This window comes from Mycobacterium kyogaense, from assembly GCF_003254575.1.
Taxonomy (GTDB): Bacteria; Actinomycetota; Actinomycetes; order Mycobacteriales; family Mycobacteriaceae; genus Mycobacterium; species Mycobacterium kyogaense.
The window spans coordinates 1-18487 of record NZ_QJUA01000040.1 but is presented as its reverse complement, the minus strand read 5'-3'; the positions used below and the strand labels follow the sequence as shown (position 1 = coordinate 18487).

Here is an 18487-nt window from a genome sequence, read left to right as displayed (position 1 = left end):
ATACGCCGGGTCACGCGAAAACTGTCTGCCCCGCCTCGTCGACCTCGTAGCGCTCGGTGCCGTCGGTGACCCGCGGTGCGTCGGCGCCCAGCGCCACGGCTATCTTGTTGGCCGCGTTGCGCATCACGTCGAGCGTCAACTCGAACGCCTGCTTCTCCGAGAAGTGCTTCTGGATTCCGTGCACCACTGACTCGCCGATGTCCGACGGCGTCCAGATCAGCGCATCGACATAGCGCAGCGCCGCCTTGTGGGCCTTGGTCAGTTCCTCGGAGGACTCGAAGTCCTCGATCTGGCGATAGAGATCCTCCGAGCCGCCCTCGTCGAGCGCGTGGCTCTCCCGCAGCGACTTGCACAGCCGGCAGTTGTGGGCAGCCGCCCCGCGCAGCCGAACCACCTCCGTGGTCACCGGGTCGAGTTCACGCAACCGAGCCACCGCCGGGACGAACCCACCCAGCAGCTTCTCCACCGGATCGCGGTCGGCGTCCCAGGCCACCTCGGACACCACCCCGGGCTTACCGAGGCCGAGCGCGTCGCAGCCCGCCCAGACCCGGGGCACGAAGTCGGCGATGAACACCGCGACGACGACACGAAAAGCTTTGTCTCCGAACGCGTTCAGAAAGCACTGGCGCTGGTTGTCGCCGACTCCGGTGACGTCGGTGCTGAACTGCTCGGCGAAGGCCGCCAGCACCGCCTCTTCGTCCGAGCGGCCGTCGGTCAGATCGACCGGGATCGGCAACGGCGGCAGCGACAGCGCCCGCCCGCACGTCAGCCGGATCACGGTGTCGGCGCGGCTGTCCCCCGAGGACAGCGCGACGAGCTCGGCCAACCGTTCGGGCAGGGCGCGGTCGCTCACGCTGGTGAGCTTATTGCGCCTGACTGACCGAAGACATGTGAAAGTCCGGAATTCGCAGCGACGGCATCTGCGCCCGCGTGGCCCAGTCACCCCACTCGCGCGGCAGCGTGACCTCACTGACGCCGGCCTCGGTGGCCCGCCGCAGGAGGTCCAGCGGGCTCTCGTTGAACCTGAAGTTGTTCACCGCGGCGGTGACCTCACCGTCTTCGACCAGGTACACCCCGTCTCGGGTCAGCCCGGTCAGCAGCAGCACCGACGGGTCGACCTCGCGGATGTACCACAGCGTGGTGAGCAGCAAGCCGCGCTCGGTGGCGGCGATCATCTCCTGCAGGGAGCTCGTCCCGCCGGTCATCAGCAGGTTGTCCGCCCCCACCGCGACCGGCGCACCGAACTCCGCCGCGGTGGCGCGCGGGTAGGCCAGCGCGTTGATGATGCCGTCGTGCAACCAGTCGACCCGCTCGATCGCCATGCCGTTGTCGAACACTGACGCCCGCTCCGACGACGTCGCGACCGCCACATACGGCGCACATTCCAGTCCGGGCGCGTCCGGATCGGAGAACAGCGTCAGCGGGAGATCGGTCAGCTTCTCCCCCACGCGCGTGCCCCCACCGGGTGCCGACAGCGCCGAACGGCCCTCCTGCGCGCCTCGACCGCCCATCGTCCAGGCCAGGTAGATCATCAGATCCGCCACCGTCGACGGCGGCAGCAGAGTCTCATAGTGACCCGCGGGCAGGTCGACGGTGCGGTGCGCCCACGACAGGCGGGTGTCCAGCTCGGCCAGCAGCGCGTCGGTCGACACGTCCGCGAAATCGGGGGTACCGACGCCGGCCCATGCGCTCGCCCCGCCACGTTTGGCATTGATCTCGACGGAGCCGGTGGGCTGGGTGAAGCGACGCCGCACCCCGCCCGAGGTGGCCACGAACGTCGTCTCGACGACGTGGCGCGCATACCCGAACAGGGTGTCCTTGCCGCGGAATCCGCGGGCCAGGTCTGCCGCGACGCCGGCGAAGACGTCGGCGCCGGTGGCGGGGATGGGTGCTTCCCAGTCGGCCGGCACGTCGGTCGCGGGCAGTGCGGGGGCGTTGTCTCGAGCCGGGGGCGCGGCTGCGGCCGCCTGCTGCGAGGCCGCCACGAGTCCGGCGATGACCGACGGGTCCACGGCGCTGGAGCGCACCGAGCCGACGTGCGCGTTGTCGCCGCGGCGTACGACGGAGATCACCGTGGTGGTGCGGCCGGTGGATTCACCGTTGGTGGTCATCGTGTTGTTGGCCCACCGCAACGACGCGTCGACGCGGTCGGTCACGATGACGACGGTCTCGTCGGCACCACCGAGGCGGCTCGCTTCGGCCAGCGCGGTGTCCACCACCTGCTGTGCGCTGATCATCGGCCGGGTCTCCATTGGCCTCTTCGCTACGCTCATCGGCCGGCCTCGTCTCGGGTGTTGAGCACATTGATGCCCCGGAACAGCGCCGACGGACAGCCGTGGCTGACGGCCGCGACCTGACCGGGCTGGGCCTTGCCGCAATTGAACGCACCACCGAGACGCCACGTCGATTGTCCGCCAACGGCTTCCATCGCACCCCAGAAGTCCGTGGTGGTCGCCTGGTAGGCGACGTCACGCACCTGACCGTCGAGCTTCCCGTCGCGGATCCGGAAGAAACGTTGCCCGGTGAACTGGAAGTTGTAGCGCTGCATGTCGATCGACCAGCTCTTGTCGCCGACGATGTAGATCCCGTCCTCGACCCGCGCGATCAGGTCGTCGGTGCTGACGTCCTCTGCGGCCGGCTGCAGCGACACGTTGGCCATCCGCTGGATGGGCACGTGGTGCGCCGAATCGGCGTAGCTGCAGCCATTGGAGCGGCCCACTCCGAGCCGGGGTGCGAACACCCGGTCGAGCTGGTAGCCCACGAAGAGGCCGTCGCGCACCAGGTCCCAGCTCTGCGCGCGCACTCCTTCGTCGTCGAAACCGACCGTAGCCAAACCGAATTCGGTGGTCCGATCGGCGGTCACGGTCATCACCGGCGAACCGTAGACCATGCGGCCCAGCTTGTCCGGCGTCGCGAACGACGTGCCTGCGTACGCGGCTTCGTAACCGATGGCGCGGTCGTATTCGGTGGCGTGGCCGATCGATTCGTGGATGGTCAGCCACAGATTGGTCGGATCGATCACCAGATCGGTGGGGCCCGCGACCACGCTGGGGGCCTTCACCTTCTCGGCCAGGAACACCGGGAGCAGGGCGAGTTCCTCGGACCAGTTCCAGATGTCGTCGCCGGCAACGGCTTCCCAGCCGCGTGCGGTGGGCGGGGCGAGCGTGGACATGGTCTCGAACGAGCCGGCCGCGGTGTCGACGGCGACTGCCTCGACATTGGGCAGAATCCGCACCCGCTGCTGGGTGATCGCCGAGCCGAACGTGTCGGCGTAGAAGGTCTGCTCCTTGGCGGCGTGCAGCCACGCCGACACGTGATCCACGCCGTCGGAGGCGAGCAGCCGGCCCACATAGTCACCGAGCACGGCGATCTTCTCGTCGGTGGGCACCTCGAACGGGTCGATGCGGTAGTTCGACACCCAGGTCATGTCCTTGTACACGGGTTCGGGTGCGAGCTCGATGCGTTCGGCGTTGAGCGTGGCCAGCGTCGTCGCGACGCGGACGGCGCGGCGGGCGGTGTCCGCGGCCGCCTCCGGGCTCAGCTCGGCGTGTGAGGCGAACCCCCACGTGCCGTCGACGATCACCCGGACCGCCAGCCCGATCTCGCTGTCGACCACAGCGGTCTCCACATCGTGATCACGCAATGCGATGGTCTCGGTGGTGATGGCGTGGATGCGGAGATCGGCGTAGCTGGCTCCGGCCTGCACCGCTGCGGCCAGTGCCGCGTCAGCGAGTGTCTGCCGGGGCAGCGCCAGGAAATCGGCGTCGATGGTTCGGGGCGCGCTCACGCCCTTCACCGTAATGGGTCAGCTGCGGGCGCTACTGGTGGGAAGGACCGTCAGCTCGAGTGCCAGCGCGGCGCCGCACACGACGGCGACGATCGCGAAGGCCACCCAGTCGCGGCGGGCGGGCTTCGACGGCATAGCCGAGATCTGGCCCGCGCCACCGCGTGCGGTGATCGCATCGCCCATTTCGTCGGCGCGACGCAGCGCGACGGTGATGGCCGCGGCGAGCAGATCGATCAGTTCCGCCGCCCATCTCTTTCCCCGGCCACGACGGTGGGCGTCCACGTCCGGTGGGCGCAACCGGCGTGCCGCGTAGAGCACGCTGAATTCGTCGATCAACATCGGAAAGGCCCTCAGCGACAGCGCAAGTGCCACCGCCCAGTCGTCGACGGGAACACGCAGCGGTCGCAGCGGCCGGCCTAGCGCGGCGACGGCGGGGGCGATCTCGGCCACGTTGGTGGTCCAGGAGATCATCGCGCCGAGGCCGAGCAGGACGATCGACAGCGCGGTGATGCGCAGGAAGTTCAGCAGGCCACCGAAACCGATCTCCATCGAACCCACCGACAGCACCGGGCTACCGCCGGCGAACGTGGCCGTCAGCCCGCCCAGCGCCAGCAGGAACCACAGCCACCGCGGGACCGAGGGCAGTACCCCGCGCGGGATGCGGGCGAGCCTGGCCGACAGAAGGACCAGGACGGCAACCGCAGCGATCGGAAACCAGCCCGGATAGAACGTGAGCAGAACGCCGATCGCGCCGACGATGATGAGTTTCGCGCCGGCCCAGAGGTCGTGGATCACGGTGCGGCCCGGCACCGGTCGCAGCAGCACGACCTGACGCCGGGGGCGGGCGGCGCTCATGCCATTCCCCCCGCCGCGGTGGGCGCGGTCGCCAGTTGCCCGTCGCGCAGGTGCAGCGTGCGGGGACACAGGTTCTCCAGACCCGCGAAGTCGTGGGAGATCACCACGACCGTCAGCCGTCGCCGCCGGCGCAGATCTTCGAGGAGGCGCACCAGACCCTGGGCGGAGGCTGCATCGAGCCCGGCCAGCGGTTCGTCGAGGATCAGCGCGCGCGGGGACCGGGCCAGGAGCCCGGCGAGCACCACCCGCCGCATCTGGCCGCCGCTGAGCTGATCGATGCGCCGCGCGGCCAGCGTCGGGTCCAGACCCACGGTGTTGAGTGCCTCGCTCACCTTCCGCTGGTCGTACTTGGAGAACCCGGCCAGCGAGGCGATCTCCAGCGCGACGTGGCTGCGCATCAGTTGCAGTCGGGCCGCCTGGAAAGAGATCGCCACGGCGCCAACCTGTTCGGACACCGGCTTGCCGTCGAGCAGGCAGGCTCCGTCGCTCGGCACCGTCAGCCCGGCCATGATCCAGGCCAGGGTGGACTTGCCGGATCCGTTGAGCCCGTGGATCAGGACCCCGTCGCCCGCGTGCACCGCGAAGTCGATACCGGTCAACGCGGGCTTGGCCCAGGGCGTTCCGTCACCGTAGACATGGCTGACGCCGCGTAGCTCGAGCACCGGCGGGTCGGCCCGATGGTCTGCCTCGACCTCGGCGTCGGGGCGGGGTGCATGCACCTCCGCGGTCTCGACCATCTCGGGCCCGGAGACGTTGTCGGCGTTGGCGCCGTTGCCGGTCAACGCCACCGTGCGGTCGGCGGCCTCGGCTTCGTCGTTGTAATGGGTGATGTGCACCAGAGCAGTGCTGTGCGCACGGGTGAGCCCTGAGAGCACCGACATCAAGCCGTCGCGGCCCTGCTGGTCCACCATGCTGGTCACCTCGTCGGCGATCAGCAGCGCGGGCTCGCGGGCCAGCGCGGCCGCCACGGCCAACCGCTGGAGTTCGCCGCCGGACAGCCCGCCGGTGTCGCGTTCGCCGAAGCCGTCGAGGCCCACTTCGCCGAGCAGGCGGTCGACGTCGGTCGTCGCACCGGGAGGCAGACCCCACACCACGTCGTCGGCGACCCGGGTGCCGAGTACCTGACTCTCGGGGTGCTGCATCACGACCGCGGTGCCGCCGCGCTTGCCCAGTCCGACGCTTCCCGGCCGCTCGATGGTGCCCGCGCTGGGTTCGCGACCGGACAGCACGAGCATCAGCGTCGTCTTACCCGATCCGTTGGCCCCGGTAACGGCGACGTGCTCGCCGGGTTCGACGGCCATGGACACCGGCCCCAGCGCGTCGCGGTGGGTGGCGGGGTACCGGAACCGGACGTCGCGCAGCTGCAACGGGATGGGCCCGACGGGGCCGTTGTCCGCCGGGGTCTCGAGCTTGTGCACATCCGGTACGCCCATCAGCCGCGCCATCACTCGGGACAGTGCCCACCAGCCGACCAGGCTCACCCAGGTGATGGAGAACACACCCATGACGAAGAACAGCAGCGGCCAGTAGTGCAGCGCGGTGGCGAAATCGCGCTCGAGGCGCGCTGCGGCGTCCTCGAGTTGCGGGATCCGGCGCATGATCGCCGCGACCCCGGTGATGTTCGCGGTGACGGAGTCGAAGATGAGGGTGCGCAGCCGGCTCAGCACGGACAGGGCGCCGACGATGAACAGTCCGAACACGGCGCCTGCGACGAGCGAGGCGGCCACGACGGTGGGCGTGCCGCGCCCGCGCCGCTTCACGATGCCGGTGAGCCCGCCGATGTAGGCGCAGTTCACGACGGTCATGAAGCCGCCCATGCCGGCGATCAGGAAGGCCACAAGCCCGCCGGCGACCGTCGCGGTCAGCACGACCCGCAGGCGGTACCGGTAGGCCAGCAGCCCCATCGGCACGGTGCCGAGCAGTGACAGACCTGCCGCGAACGGGACGACCACTGCGATGATGGCGATGGCCGCGCACAGGGCCGCCATCACCGCGGCCTGCGCGAGCTCGACCGGTTGAAGAGAGCCCGACCGTCGCGGCGTGCGCTGCGGGGCGGCCGTGGTCATTTCACGATTCTGCCAGCCGGTGCCCCCTGGTGGAATGCATAGGGATTCTATGCAATCATGGAGGGATGTCCTCCACTCTCGGTTCCGACCTGCTCTCGGTGGTGGCACGGCTCAACCGGATGGCCAACCAGCGGGTTCGCATCCCCCTCCCGTTCGCCCAGGCGCGGCTGCTGTCCACGATCGACGATCGCGGCGAGGCCCGGATCTCCGACCTGGCCGCGCTCGATCACTGCTCGCAGCCCACGATGACGACGCAGGTGCGCCGTCTCGAAGACGCCGGCATGGTGACGCGAACCACAGACCCGCACGACGCGCGCGCCGTGCTGATCCGGATCACCGAGCACGGCAAGAAGACCATCCTCCAGGCGAGGGCCGATCGAGGCGCGGCCGTCGACCCCTATCTCGAACGGCTCAGCGAGGCCGACCGCGCCTGCCTGACCGAAGCGGTCGGCGTGCTGCGCCGTCTCATCGACGAGGCCACGTCCTCGGCGGTATCGCACTGACCGTGCACTGAACGTCTCACTGATCGAAAGGAGTGATTCGGCTGTGTCTGCCGATACACAGATGTGGCGTCAACCCAAGGCCGTCTGGGCCGTCGCGTTCGCGTCCGTCGTCGCGTTCATGGGGATCGGTCTCGTCGACCCGATCCTCAAGCCCATCGCCGACAACCTGAACGCCTCCCCGTCCCAGGTCTCCCTGCTGTTCACCAGCTACATGGCCGTGATGGGCGTCGCGATGCTGATCACCGGTGTGGTGTCCAGCCGGATCGGCCCCAAGCGCACGCTGCTGATCGGTTTGGTCATCATCATCGCCGGCGCGGGACTGGCCGGACTCTCCGACACCGTGATGGGCATCGTCGGCTGGCGGGCACTGTGGGGCTTGGGCAACGCGCTCTTCATCGCCACCGCACTGGCGACGATCGTCAGCTCGGCGCGCGGATCGGTGGCCCAGGCGATCATCCTGTACGAGGCGGCACTGGGTCTCGGCATCGCCGTCGGCCCGCTCGTGGGCGGCGTCCTCGGTGAGATCTCTTGGCGCGGACCGTTTTTCGGAGTCTCGGTGTTGATGGCCATCGCGCTGGTGGTGACCACCTTCCTGCTCCCCGCCACGCCGCCGGCAGCCCGGGCCACCACGCTGGCCGACCCCTTCCGGGCACTCGCACACCGCGGCCTGCTGGGCGTCGCCGTCACGGCACTGCTCTACAACTTCGGTTTCTTCACGCTGCTGGCGTTCACCCCGTTCCCCCTCGACATGGGCGCACAGGAGATCGGGCTGATCTTCTTCGGCTGGGGCCTGGCCCTGGCCTTCACCTCGGTGTTCGTCGCCCCCCGGCTGCAGCACCGCTTCGGCACCGTGCGCACGCTGGTGGTCAACCTGCTGTTGATGACCGTCACGCTGGCCGCGATGGCGGTGTGGACCGACCACAAGGCCGTCCTGGCTGCCTGCGTCGTCGTGGCGGGGCTGTGGATCGGCATCAACAACACGCTGATCACCGAGACCGTGATGAAGGCCGCCCCGGTGGAACGCGGAGTCGCGTCGGCCGCTTACAGCTTCATGCGGTTCTCCGGCGCCGCCGTCGCCCCGTGGCTCGCCGGCGTGCTCGGCGAGCAGGTGAGCGCGCACCTGCCGTTCTGGGTCGGCGCGGGAGCGGTCCTCCTGGGCGCGCTGGTGCTGACCGCATCGCGGCGGCATCTCACCCACATCGACGACGAGGAAACCGAGCTCGAGGAGCTGCGCGACGAGGCCCAGGCCGTCACCGTGGGCAACGAGAGCTGAGCGTTCAGGTCGCGGCGACGCCGATCAGGTGACCGACGAGGTAGGTCGCGCCGATCGCGACCGCGCCGAACGTCAGCTGCCGCGCCGAGCCGACGATCGGTGAGCGGCGGGTGATGCGGGCTGCTGCAGCTCCCGCCAGCAGCAGCCCCGCGCCGCCGAAAGCCAGGCCGGCCCACAGCGATTCGTAGCCGAGCAGATACGGGATCAGCGGGATGATCGCGCCGATCGCGAACATCACGAACGACGAGCCGGCCGCCAGCCACGGTGACGGCTTGTCCTGCGGGTCGACCCCGAGCTCCTGGATCAGATGGAAGTTGATCGCCTTGTGATCGTCCTGGTGGATTTCCTCCGACGCCTTGGCCGCCGTCTCGGCGGACATCCCGAGCGCCACGAGCTTGGCCACCAGCTCCGCCTGCTCCACCTCGGGTTGGCGCGCAAAGGATTTCCGCTCCACATGCACCTCGGAGTCGATCTGCTCGTTGGCCGTCGTGACCGACGTGTACTCGCCGAGCGCCATCGAGAAGCTGCCGGCCAGCAGCCCCGCCACGCCGCTGATCACGACGGTGTGCGCCGAGGCGCTCGCGGCCACACCGGCGATCAGCGCGGTGTTGCTCACCAGGCCGTCCATCGCTCCGAACGTGGCGGCGCGTAGCCACCCGCCGGTCACATCGGCGTGCCGATGATCCTCGACGTGCACTCCGGCCTGCTCCCCCGTTGACTCGGTCATGGCGACCATTGAACGCCGCGGCCCGGGCTCGAGTCACCGGAGGGTTCGGACCGGCTTCGGACGGGTTTGTGACATCACAGTTTGTCCGACGGTTTCGCGGGCTACCGTCGACATATGACCACCACTGCGGAGCATCTACGGAACTGCCTCGACGGCCGCTGGCGAGACACCAAGAACGCGTTGCGCAAGGAACTCAGCAACGACATCTTCCGACCGCACTACACCCCGAACACCGTCATCGCTCGCACCAAGGTCGCCGAGCAGATGCGGATCATGGCCGCTCGCGGCGCCGCCGAGGACGGCTTCAAGAAGGAGCACGGCGGAAACGGAGACGTCGGAGCCGCCGTCACACAGATCGAGATGCTCGCGATGAGCGATCTGTCGCTGATGGTCAAGGCGGGCGTGCAGTGGGGCCTGTTCGGCGGTGCGATCGAAAACCTCGGCACCGAGCGTCATCACGAGGCCTACGTCAAGAAGCTCATCGACCTCGAGGTGCTCGGCTGCTTCGCGATGACCGAGACGGGCCACGGCAGCGACGTCCAGTCCCTGGAGACGACCGCCACCTACGACCCGGCCACCGAAGAGTTCGTCATCGACTCCCCCACGCCATCCTCGCGCAAGGACTACATCGGCGGTGCGGCTCAAACCGCGCGATTCGCAACGGTTTTCGCACAGCTGATCACCCCGGACGGCGAAGGTCACGGCGTGCACTGCTTCGTCGTGCCCATTCGCGACGAGGCCGGTGACGACCTGCCCGGTGTCACGACGTCGGACTGCCACTACAAGGGCGGCCTGCCCGGTGTCGACAACGGCCGCATCCAGTTCGACAACGTGCGCATCCCCCGCGACAACCTGCTCAACAAGTACGCCGACGTCGCAGCGGACGGGACCTACAGCTCCCCGATCGAGAACCCGAACCGGCGCTTCTTCACCATGCTCGGCACCCTGATCCGCGGACGGGTCACCGTCGGCGGCAGCGCCGGCGCCGCCGGCCGCGTCGCACTGGACATCGCGACGCGCTACGCGCTGCAGCGTCGCCAGTTCTCCGACCCCGACGGCGGCGAGGTGCTTTTGATGGACTATCTCATCCACCAGCGGCGCCTGTTCCCGTTGATCGCCCGCTCGTATGCGCTGCAGTTCGCGCAGAACGAGCTGGTGGCCAAGTGCCATGAGCTGCAGACCGCCGACGACCCGGACCCAGAAGAGCAGCGCGAACTCGAATCCCGGGCCGCGGGCCTCAAGGCCGCCAACACCTGGCACGCGACCCGCGCCATTCAGGAGGCGCGCGAAGCATGCGGTGGCGCCGGCTATCTCGCCGAGAACCGCCTCATCGCGCTCAAGGCCGACACCGACGTGTTCACCACCTTCGAAGGTGACAACCACGTGTTGTTCCAGCTGGTGGCCAAGGAACTGCTGACCGCCTACGCCGACGACATCAAGGGCATGAGCCCGGTCGAGTGGGTCGGCTTCGCGGCCCGATTCGCCGGCGAGCGGGTGCTCAAACGCACTGCGGCACAGACGATCATGCAGACAGTCCTGGATTCCCGGCAGGACAACGAGGAAGAGGGCAGCCTCTTCAACCGCGGCACCCAGGCCAAGATGCTCGAGGACCGTGAGGAGTACATGACCTCATCGGTGGCGCGGCGGCTGCAGAGCAAGTCCAAGGAGATGAGCGCGTTCGAGGCGTTCAACTCCGTGCAGGACCACGTGCTTCACGTGGCGCAGGCCCACATCGACCGCATCGTGTTCGAAGCGTTCGTCGCCGGCATCGACTCCTGCCACGACCGGACCGCGCGCGAGATCCTCGGCCTGGTGTGCGACCTGTACGCACTGACCGTGATCGAAGAGGACAAGTCGTGGTTCGTCGAGCACCGCTACCTGTCCACCGAACGCGCCAAGGCCGTCACCCGCGCGATCAACGACCGCTGCAAGCGGCTTCGGCCCTACGCCGAACTGTTGGTCGACGGCTTCGGCATCCCCGAGCAGTTGCGGTACGCCGAGATGCTGCACCCCGAACACATCCCGGACGCCGACGAGCACACCCGTCAGGATGCGACCTCCGCAGGCGTGATCTGAGTCAGGGCCCGGGGATGGGGTCGAGAATCGTCAGCCGGCCCTCTTCGAGCGTGACGCGTGCTGTCCCCACTCCGGTGGGGCAGCACGCCGCATCGGCGCCCTGCCGCCACTGATACTGCACGCGGGCATCGTGATCGCCCTGTGCGACGACGCTGATGTAGGGCCGCGGCTCCGGTGTCGGGGAGCCGATGCCTTTGTCGCCATCGAAGAACAGCACCTGCTGCGGGCTGTCCGACGCGGCGCCGGAGCTGACCACCACCCAGTTCAGCCGGCAGTCCGCCGCGTGCCCGCGGGCGCTCTCGGTCCAGGACGCCTGCGGCAACATCGAGATCTCCGTGGCGACCGCTTGCGCGTCCGGGCCGGGGCCGCAGGCCTGAGTGCTCGTCGGCGCCGGGCTGGGCGGGCTCCACCCGCACGCGCTGAGCAGCGCTGTGCTCATCACCATGAGGACCGGCGAAAAACGCATGGGTTCAACAATAGGCAGGCCGCCTCAGCGGGCCTCGTAGCGCAACAGGACCGTGCCGCCCGGAAATGTCCGGTTCTCCAGCAGCCGCAGCGAGATCCATGACGGCAGGGTCGGGAAGAACGGCGTGCCGCCGCCCACGGCGACGGGTGCGACGACGATCCGGAACTCGTCGACCAGACCCGCCTGCACCACCGGCGCGGCCAGCGTCGCACCGGCGATCTCCATCTGACCGTCGGTGTCCGCCTTCAGCCTGCGGACCACCTCGACCGGGTCACCGCGTTCCAGGCGGGAATTCCAGTCGACGGATGCCAGGGTTCGGGAGAACACCACCTTGGGCATGTCCCGCCAGACACGGGCGAAGTCGACGATCAGCGGCTCCGCATCCGGGGCCTCGTCGGCAGTCGGCCAGTACGCGGACATCAGCTCGTAGAGCCGTCGTCCGTAGAACGACAACGCGGTCTCGCGTTCGAAGTCGTTCCAGTACTGGTGCAGCTCGTCGCTCGGGGTACTCCAGTTGATCGAGCCGTTCGCGTCGGCGATGTAGCCGTCCACCGAGACGGTGAAGCCGTAGATGAGTTTTCCCATGGATGTCAGACTGCCCCGCGCCGCACTCATCGCGGGCGCCCGGTGTGGAGAACTCTTGCTCCCCCGGCTGGACTCGAACCAGCAACCCTTCGGTTAACAGCCGAATGCTCTGCCAATTGAGCTACAGGGGATTGCACCTCCCGCAGACTGTGCGCCGCGGGCCAGAGAGCACTCTAGCCTACGGCGGGCCGCGGTTGCCAATGCGTTGCCGGCCGGGCGCGCACCCCTGTTCGTGAGGCAGGATGGACACGAGACGAGTGGCGCGGAATCGGTAGTGCGCCGCCTCGCGAGAGTGCTCTGGAGGAGTCCTGTGATCGGGTATGTCGCCGTTGCGGCCGTCGGCTACGTGTTGGGCACCAAGGCCGGACGGCAGCGATACGAACAGCTCGCCGGCACCTACCGTGCCGTCACGGGCAGCCCCGCCGCCCGCGCGGTGATCGACGCGGGACGGCGCAAGATAGCCGAACGGGTGTCACCCGATCCGGCGATGGTGGAAGTCACGCCGATCGACCCCGGCACCGAGGTGTACGGGCCTGGGCAGGTCGAGCGGCGGGCGGCAGGCGAGAAGCGCTAGCCGAAGTTGGAGTTGAACGACGTCCCGGGCAGCAGCGGCCCGGTGGTGATACCACCGTTGCCGAACGCGACGCCCGGCGTGCCGATCGCCGCGGGAGTGCCGTTCGAGTAGCCGAGGCAGTGGCCGTCTTCCTGATTGCCGAACCAGGCGAGACACTTCGGGCCGGCCTGCGCAGTGGCCTCGGGGCTGGTCAGCGATGCGTACATCGGGGCGGCGACAGCCGCGGCAGCGACGGCGCCGACGATCAGTCGCGCTGCGTGGGTGCGAATGGTGGGCACGGACATCACAGACAACTCGCCTTCTCCCCGACTGCTGACGCACACACCATAACCCGGCGCGCCCGATCATGCAGTCAGGTCGTTACCACTTGCCTGTTCGAGCAGGCTGCGCCGGTAGGCCTCCATCGCGACCAGGTCCCCGAACAGCGCGTGATACTCGTCGCCCTGCTCGACCGGCGACATCCGCTGCAGTTTCGATTTGACCTCGGCGATCTGGCGGCCGATCCACACTTCCTGCAGTCGAGCCAGCACGCTCCCGATGTAGCGGGGCAGCCGCTCGTCGTCGGCGTTGATCGCCTCCGCGCTGAGCTCGTTGACCAGGCTCGCCGCTGCCGGACTGGCTGCGTGTTCTCGGACCGCTTCGATCCACTGGGCCCCGCTCAGGCCACCCGCGGTGCCGCCCGCAGCCTCGATCGCAGCCCGTACCGCGGTGTACCCGGGATGGGTGAAACTCTCCGCGGCCAGCGAGTCGAACACCGGACCGGCCAGCGCCGGATACTGCAGCGCGGATTTGAGGGCCTCGCGCTGCGGCCACAGCGTCGGATCGGCCGGGTTGGGCCGGGTGGCGCCGTCGGCCGGACGCGACCGGGTGGTCTGATCGGGCATCTGATCGCGCCCCGTCTCGGACCTGGTCGCCCCACGGCGGCGCGACCGGTCCGGCATCCCCCGCTTGGCGGCTTCCTCGCGCACCCGGCCGAGCACCTGCGCCTCGTCGAGCCACCCCGTCCAGCCCGCCAACCGCCGCGCGTACTCGTCTCGCAGCGCGTAGTCCCGAATGCGGGCGACCAGCGGCACGCACCGGCGCAGGGCGTCGACCTGCGCCTGCGGATCGTTGTCGAGCACGTCCCCCGCCGGGATGAGGCTGCGGACCGCGAACTCGAACATCGGGATGCGCCGAGCCACCAGATCCCGCAGCGCCGCGTCGCCGGATTTCAACCGCAGATCGCAGGGGTCCATCCCGTCGGAAGCCACTGCTACAAAAGACTTCCCGGACACCTGCTGATCCCCGTCGAAGGCCTTCAGCGCGGCCGCCTGCCCCGCCGCGTCCCCGTCGAAGACGAAGATCAACTCGCCGCGATACCAGTTGTCGTCCATCATCAACCGGCGCAGCAGCCCCAGATGGCCGTCGCCGAAGGCCGTGCCGCACGACGCGACCGCGGTGGTCTCCCCCGCCAGATGCATGGCCATCACATCGGTGTAGCCCTCGACGACGACGGCGCGATGCGCCTTCGCGATGTCCCGCTTGGCCAGATCGAGCCCGAACAGCACCCCTGACTTCTTGTACAGCACGGTTTCGGGTGTGTTGACGTACTTGGCTTCCATCTGATCGTCGTCGAAGATCCGACGCGCCCCGAAGCCGATCACCTCCCCGCCGCTGGCGCGGATGGGCCACAGCAGCCGGCGGTGGAACCGGTCCATCGGGCCGCGGCGACCCTCCCGCGACAGACCCGCGGCCTCGAGCTCCTTGAACTCGAAGCCCTTGCGCAGCAGATGCTTGGTCAGCGTGTCCCAGCCCGACGGGGCGAAGCCACAGCCGAATTTGGCGGCGGCCTCGGCGTCGAAGTTGCGGTCGATCAGATACTGGCGGGCCGGTGCGGCTTCAGCGCTCTGCAGCGCCTCGGCGTAGAACTCCTGCGCGGCCGAGTTGGCGGCCAGCAGCCTGCTACGGCTCCCCCGGTCGCGTTGCACGTTGGTGGTCGACGCGCCGGTGTAGGTGACCGTGTAGCCGACCCGGTCGGCGAGCAGTTCGACGGCCTCGACGAAGCTGACATGCTCGATCTTCTGCAGGAACGCGTAGACGTCGCCACCCTCACCACAGCCGAAACAGTGGAAATGCCCGTGATTGGGGCGGACGTGGAACGACGGCGACTTCTCGTCGTGGAAGGGGCACAAGCCCTTGAGCGAATCGGCACCGGCGCGGCGCAACTGCACGTAGTCGCCGACGACGTCGTCGATGTTGACGCGCTCCCGGATGGCGGCGATGTCGCGATCGGGGATCCTGCCCCGTCCCCGCGTACCGTCGCCCGCCACGCGGTCAGTCTAGAGGGCGCGGGGTCCGGGCTTCGTGCACTCGTTCCAACCGTCCTTCGGTGTACGAGGCGATCTGGTCGACCACCACCCGCAGCCGCGCACCGTCGTCCTCGGCGGCGACGAACTCGGCGGCGAATTGCGGGTCGAGGCTGCCCGGGGCCTGCCCCCACAACGCCAGCGCGACCTCCTGGATCAGGATGCGCTGATCGGACTGGATCTGCAGATGCCGGTGGTCCGACATGATGAATTGAAGTGCAAGGGTCTTCAACAGCACCACTTCGGCGCGGACCAGGACAGGCACCTCGAGATCTGCGGAGAAGCGCTGCAGCGGACCAGGCCCCGCCGTCGCCGTCGTGGCGGTGACGGCCGCGTTCGCGAACCGGCCGACCAACTCGCTGGTCAGGGTCTTCAGCGCCACCGACGCGCCCAGAGTGCCGTCGAACTTGCCGACCGCCGCCACCACCGGGACCCGGGACAGCCGCTCGGCGGCGGCCATCAGGTCGTCCGGGGTCAGCGTCGGGAAGGACCCCGCGCCCACATGGGCCAGCGACGCGGCGGCATCGGGGTCGGCCAGCACACGCAGGTCGATGCGCCCGCTCATCACCCCGTCCTCGACGTCGTGCACCGAGTACGCGACATCGTCGGCCCAGTCCATCACCTGGGCCTCCAGGCAGGGCCGCTCGGCAGGCGCCCCGGCCCGCACCCACTCCGCGGCGGCCATGTCGTCGCCGTAGAAACCGAACTTGCGGCGCTCCCCGATCCGCGGCCACGGATACTTGGTGACCGCGTCGAGCGACGCGCGGGTCAGGTTGAGGCCGGCGCTGCGCCCCTGCGCGTCAAGGACTTTGGGCTCCAGCCGAGTCAGGATCCGGAAGTTCTGCGCGTTGCCCTCGAAACCCCCGAACGTCTTGGTGATCTCGTCGAGGGCGCGTTCGCCGTTGTGCCCGTACGGCGGATGACCGATGTCGTGGGCCAGCCCCGCGAGGTCGACCAGGTCGGGGTCACAGCCGAGTTCGATCGCCATCCCGCGGCCGATCTGCGCCACTTCCAGTGAGTGGGTCAGCCGGGTGCGCGGCGTCTCCCCCTCGCGGGGACCCACCACCTGGGTCTTGTCGGCCAGCCGGCGCAGCGCAGCGCAGTGCAGGACGCGAGCGCGATCCCGGGCGAAATCCGAGCGGTGCTCGGAGTCGGTTCCGGGCAGCGCGGCGCTCTTCGCGGGCTCGGCTACCCGCCGCTCCCGGTCCGCCGCGTCGTAGCGTTCTGTTCGGTTCACCGGGGCACAGTCTGCCAGCCCTGCGAGCACTAGATTGAGGGCATGCGCATTGCTCGTTCGCTCGGCCTGCTCGCCGTCCTGTGGATCGCGGCGGGCCTGCTGGCGCCGGCGGCGAGCGCCACCGCACCGCTGCGTCTGCCGACCTATCTGACCGATCAGGCCGGCGCGCTCGATCCCGCGCAGACGACGCAGGTGCAGAACGCCATCGACCGGCTCTACAATGATCGGCAGATCCGGCTGTGGGTGGTCTACGTCGACAACTTCTCGGGTCAGGACGCGCAGAGCTGGGCACAGGCCACCTACCGACAGAGTGATCTGGGAAGTTCCGACGCGATTCTTGCGGTGGCGACCGTAGACCGGGCCTACGCGCTGCTCGCCCCGACCGAGGCGGTAGGCAGCGTGGACGTCGACACGCTGCGCCGCAACGACGTGGAGCCGCTGCTGCGCAAACAGGACTGGGCCGGTGCTGCGGTGGCTGCCGCGAACGGGCTCGCCAACAGCGGCACCTCCGGCAGCAGCTGGCTGGGCCTGGTGATCGCTTTGGGCGTCATCGCGCTGGGCGTCGTGATCCTCGTGCTGTGGCAGCGCAGGCGGCGGGCGAAGCGTCGCGAGGCCGAGATCGCCGCCGCGCAGCGTGTCGACCCGTCCGATCCGGCGGCGCTCGCCGGTGTCTCGCTGGAGGCACTCGACGACCTGTCTCGCCGCATCGTGGTCGAGGTCGACAACGCCGTGCGCACCAGCGAGAGCGAATTGGCGCTCGCCGTGGAGGAATTCGGAGAGCAGGACACCGCCGCGTTCACGGCTGCGGTGGCCGCGGCCAAGACCACGCTGGCGCAGGCACTCAACGTGCGCCACATCCTCGACGACGCCATCCCCGAGACGCCCCAGCAGCAGCGCGATCTACTGACCCGCGTCGTCGTCGCCGCCGCCAAGGCCGACCGCGAACTCGAAGCCCAGCGCGAGGCGTTCGCACAGCTGCGCGATCTGGTGATCAACGCCCCCAGCCGGCTCGACACCCTCACCCAGCAGGTGGTCGACCTGACCGCGCGCATCGAGCCGGCGAACCAGACCCTGACCCGACTGAAAACCCAATTCGCCGAGAGCGCGCTGGTCTCGGTGGCCGACAACATCGACGAGGCACGACAGCGACTGACCTTCGCCGAACAGAACATCGACTCGGGGCGCGCCCTGGTCGCCCGGCCCGCGGACCGCCAGGGCGGGCTCGTCGATGCGATCCACGCCGCCGAGGCCGCACTGGGCCAGGCGCGCACACTGCTCGATGCGGTCGACAGCGCCGCCACCGACATCAACCGGGCGGTGGCGGGCCTGCCCGCCGCGATCGCCGATGCGCAGAACGGCATCACGGCTGCAGGAACCCAACTGGCGCAAGGCAACATCGCCGTCGCAACCCAACTCGGCGCCGCCCGCGACGCGGCGGTGGCGGCGGTGGCGCACGCGCAGGCCGATGGCGCCAGCGATCCCCTGGGTACGTTCACCCGGCTCACCCAGGCCGACGCCGAACTCGACCGGTTGCTCGCCGACGTCGCCGAGGAGCGGGAAACCATCGCGCGCTTGACCCGCACCTACGATCAGGCACTGTTCACGGCGCAGTCGCGGGTGCGGGCGGTGTCGGACTACATCGACACCCGGCGCGGCGTCATCGGCCCCGAAGCGCGCACCCGGTTGTCGGAGGCGGTGCGGCAACTGCAAGCGGCGCAGGACAAGCGAGCCGGCAACCTGAACGAGGCGATCGCGCATGCGAACGGGGCGGCGATGCTCGCCGCGCAGGCACAGCAGCTGGCGAACAACGACGTGCTGGCCGCGCAGCAGCATTTCAACGGGCCCTACGGCGGCGGTGGTAGCGGCGGCCAGATGGGCGCGGTGATCGGCGGCATCATCCTGGGCAACGTGCTCTCCGGTGCGATGCGCGGCGGCTTCGGCGGCGGAGGGTTCGGCGGCGGAGGGTTCGGCGGCGGTTTTGGCGGCGGAGGCT

Annotated in this window: 16 protein-coding genes and 1 tRNA gene; 5 read left to right on the top strand and 12 right to left on the bottom strand. The window is 69.2% G+C overall.

What is annotated here, in order from left to right:
• Positions 1 to 10: 10 nt before the first annotated feature.
• From DMB80_RS22340 to DMB80_RS22320, 5 genes are read right to left on the bottom strand one after another with little or no spacing between them, the layout of a single operon-like run.
• On the bottom strand, positions 11 to 853 hold the full coding sequence (locus tag DMB80_RS22340) for a carboxymuconolactone decarboxylase family protein (protein WP_111511868.1): 843 nt from the start codon (positions 851 to 853) through the stop codon (positions 11 to 13).
• A 10-nt stretch (positions 854 to 863) separates the two neighbouring features.
• Positions 864 to 2237, bottom strand: a complete 1374-nt coding sequence (locus DMB80_RS22335; protein ID WP_111511898.1) for a metallopeptidase TldD-related protein — start codon at positions 2235 to 2237, stop codon at positions 864 to 866.
• Between the two features lie 32 nt (positions 2238 to 2269).
• Complete coding sequence (locus DMB80_RS22330; RefSeq protein WP_111511867.1) at positions 2270 to 3787, bottom strand: TldD/PmbA family protein; 1518 nt, start codon at positions 3785 to 3787, stop codon at positions 2270 to 2272.
• An 18-nt stretch (positions 3788 to 3805) separates the two neighbouring features.
• Complete coding sequence (locus DMB80_RS22325; RefSeq protein ID WP_111511866.1) at positions 3806 to 4642, bottom strand: CbiQ family ECF transporter T component; 837 nt, start codon at positions 4640 to 4642, stop codon at positions 3806 to 3808.
• Positions 4639 to 6708 (bottom strand): ATP-binding cassette domain-containing protein, encoded by a 2070-nt coding sequence (locus tag DMB80_RS22320; protein WP_111511865.1) that lies wholly within the window; start codon positions 6706 to 6708, stop codon positions 4639 to 4641. The genes DMB80_RS22325 and DMB80_RS22320 overlap by 4 nt, the downstream gene beginning before the upstream one ends.
• A 65-nt stretch (positions 6709 to 6773) precedes the next feature.
• Here DMB80_RS22320 and DMB80_RS22315 point away from each other — a divergent pair, with 65 nt between their 5' ends.
• Together DMB80_RS22315 and DMB80_RS22310 are read left to right on the top strand one after the other, a co-directional pair.
• Positions 6774 to 7211 carry a MarR family winged helix-turn-helix transcriptional regulator gene (locus DMB80_RS22315; RefSeq protein WP_111511864.1) on the top strand — a complete coding sequence of 146 codons (438 nt, stop codon included), beginning with the start codon at positions 6774 to 6776 and terminating at the stop codon, positions 7209 to 7211.
• A 61-nt stretch (positions 7212 to 7272) separates the two neighbouring features.
• The gene (locus tag DMB80_RS22310; protein WP_111511863.1) at positions 7273 to 8484 is read left to right on the top strand and encodes an MFS transporter; all 1212 of its coding nucleotides are present in this window, start codon (positions 7273 to 7275) and stop codon (positions 8482 to 8484) included.
• Between the two features lie 4 nt (positions 8485 to 8488).
• Here DMB80_RS22310 and DMB80_RS22305 read toward each other — a convergent pair whose 3' ends face one another.
• On the bottom strand, positions 8489 to 9211 hold the full coding sequence (locus DMB80_RS22305; protein ID WP_240431339.1) for a VIT1/CCC1 transporter family protein: 723 nt from the start codon (positions 9209 to 9211) through the stop codon (positions 8489 to 8491).
• Positions 9212 to 9325: 114 nt separating this feature from the next.
• Here DMB80_RS22305 and DMB80_RS22300 point away from each other — a divergent pair, with 114 nt between their 5' ends.
• Positions 9326 to 11287 carry an acyl-CoA dehydrogenase family protein gene (locus DMB80_RS22300; RefSeq protein ID WP_111511861.1) on the top strand — a complete coding sequence of 654 codons (1962 nt, stop codon included), beginning with the start codon at positions 9326 to 9328 and terminating at the stop codon, positions 11285 to 11287.
• 1 nt (position 11288) lies between these two features.
• On the opposite strand, the gene DMB80_RS22295 is transcribed toward DMB80_RS22300, so the two are convergent.
• The 3 genes from DMB80_RS22295 to DMB80_RS22285 all read right to left on the bottom strand — a co-directional run bounded on the left by DMB80_RS22295 (position 11289) and on the right by DMB80_RS22285 (position 12469).
• Positions 11289 to 11753, bottom strand: a complete 465-nt coding sequence (locus DMB80_RS22295) for an LppP/LprE family lipoprotein (protein WP_111511860.1) — start codon at positions 11751 to 11753, stop codon at positions 11289 to 11291.
• Between the two features lie 24 nt (positions 11754 to 11777).
• Entirely contained in the window at positions 11778 to 12338 is a 561-nt protein-coding gene (locus DMB80_RS22290) for a dihydrofolate reductase family protein (protein ID WP_111511859.1), read from the bottom strand.
• A 58-nt stretch (positions 12339 to 12396) separates the two neighbouring features.
• Positions 12397 to 12469: transfer RNA gene (locus DMB80_RS22285), tRNA-Asn, on the bottom strand.
• A gap of 179 nt (positions 12470 to 12648) precedes the next feature.
• Between DMB80_RS22285 and DMB80_RS22280 the strand changes: the two genes are divergently transcribed.
• Positions 12649 to 12912, top strand: coding sequence for a hypothetical protein (locus DMB80_RS22280; protein WP_111511858.1), 264 nt, complete (start codon positions 12649 to 12651; stop codon positions 12910 to 12912).
• Here the strand turns inward: DMB80_RS22280 and DMB80_RS22275 are convergent.
• The 3 genes from DMB80_RS22275 to DMB80_RS22265 are packed head-to-tail and all read right to left on the bottom strand — an operon-like array spanning position 12909 to position 16494.
• A complete protein-coding gene (locus tag DMB80_RS22275; RefSeq protein WP_111511857.1) occupies positions 12909 to 13196 on the bottom strand; it encodes a DUF7155 family protein in 288 nt (95 codons plus the stop codon). The two genes, DMB80_RS22280 and DMB80_RS22275, sit on opposite strands and share 4 nt — an antisense overlap.
• A 60-nt stretch (positions 13197 to 13256) precedes the next feature.
• A complete protein-coding gene (dnaG, locus tag DMB80_RS22270; RefSeq protein ID WP_111511856.1) occupies positions 13257 to 15221 on the bottom strand; it encodes a DNA primase in 1965 nt (654 codons plus the stop codon).
• 4 nt (positions 15222 to 15225) lie between these two features.
• Positions 15226 to 16494: a deoxyguanosinetriphosphate triphosphohydrolase gene (locus tag DMB80_RS22265; protein WP_111511855.1), complete on the bottom strand. Its 1269-nt coding sequence runs from the start codon at positions 16492 to 16494 to the stop codon at positions 15226 to 15228.
• Positions 16495 to 16536: 42 nt separating this feature from the next.
• Here DMB80_RS22265 and DMB80_RS28850 point away from each other — a divergent pair.
• A partial coding sequence (locus DMB80_RS28850) for a TPM domain-containing protein (RefSeq protein WP_111511854.1) occupies positions 16537 to 18487 on the top strand: 1951 nt, incomplete at its 3' end.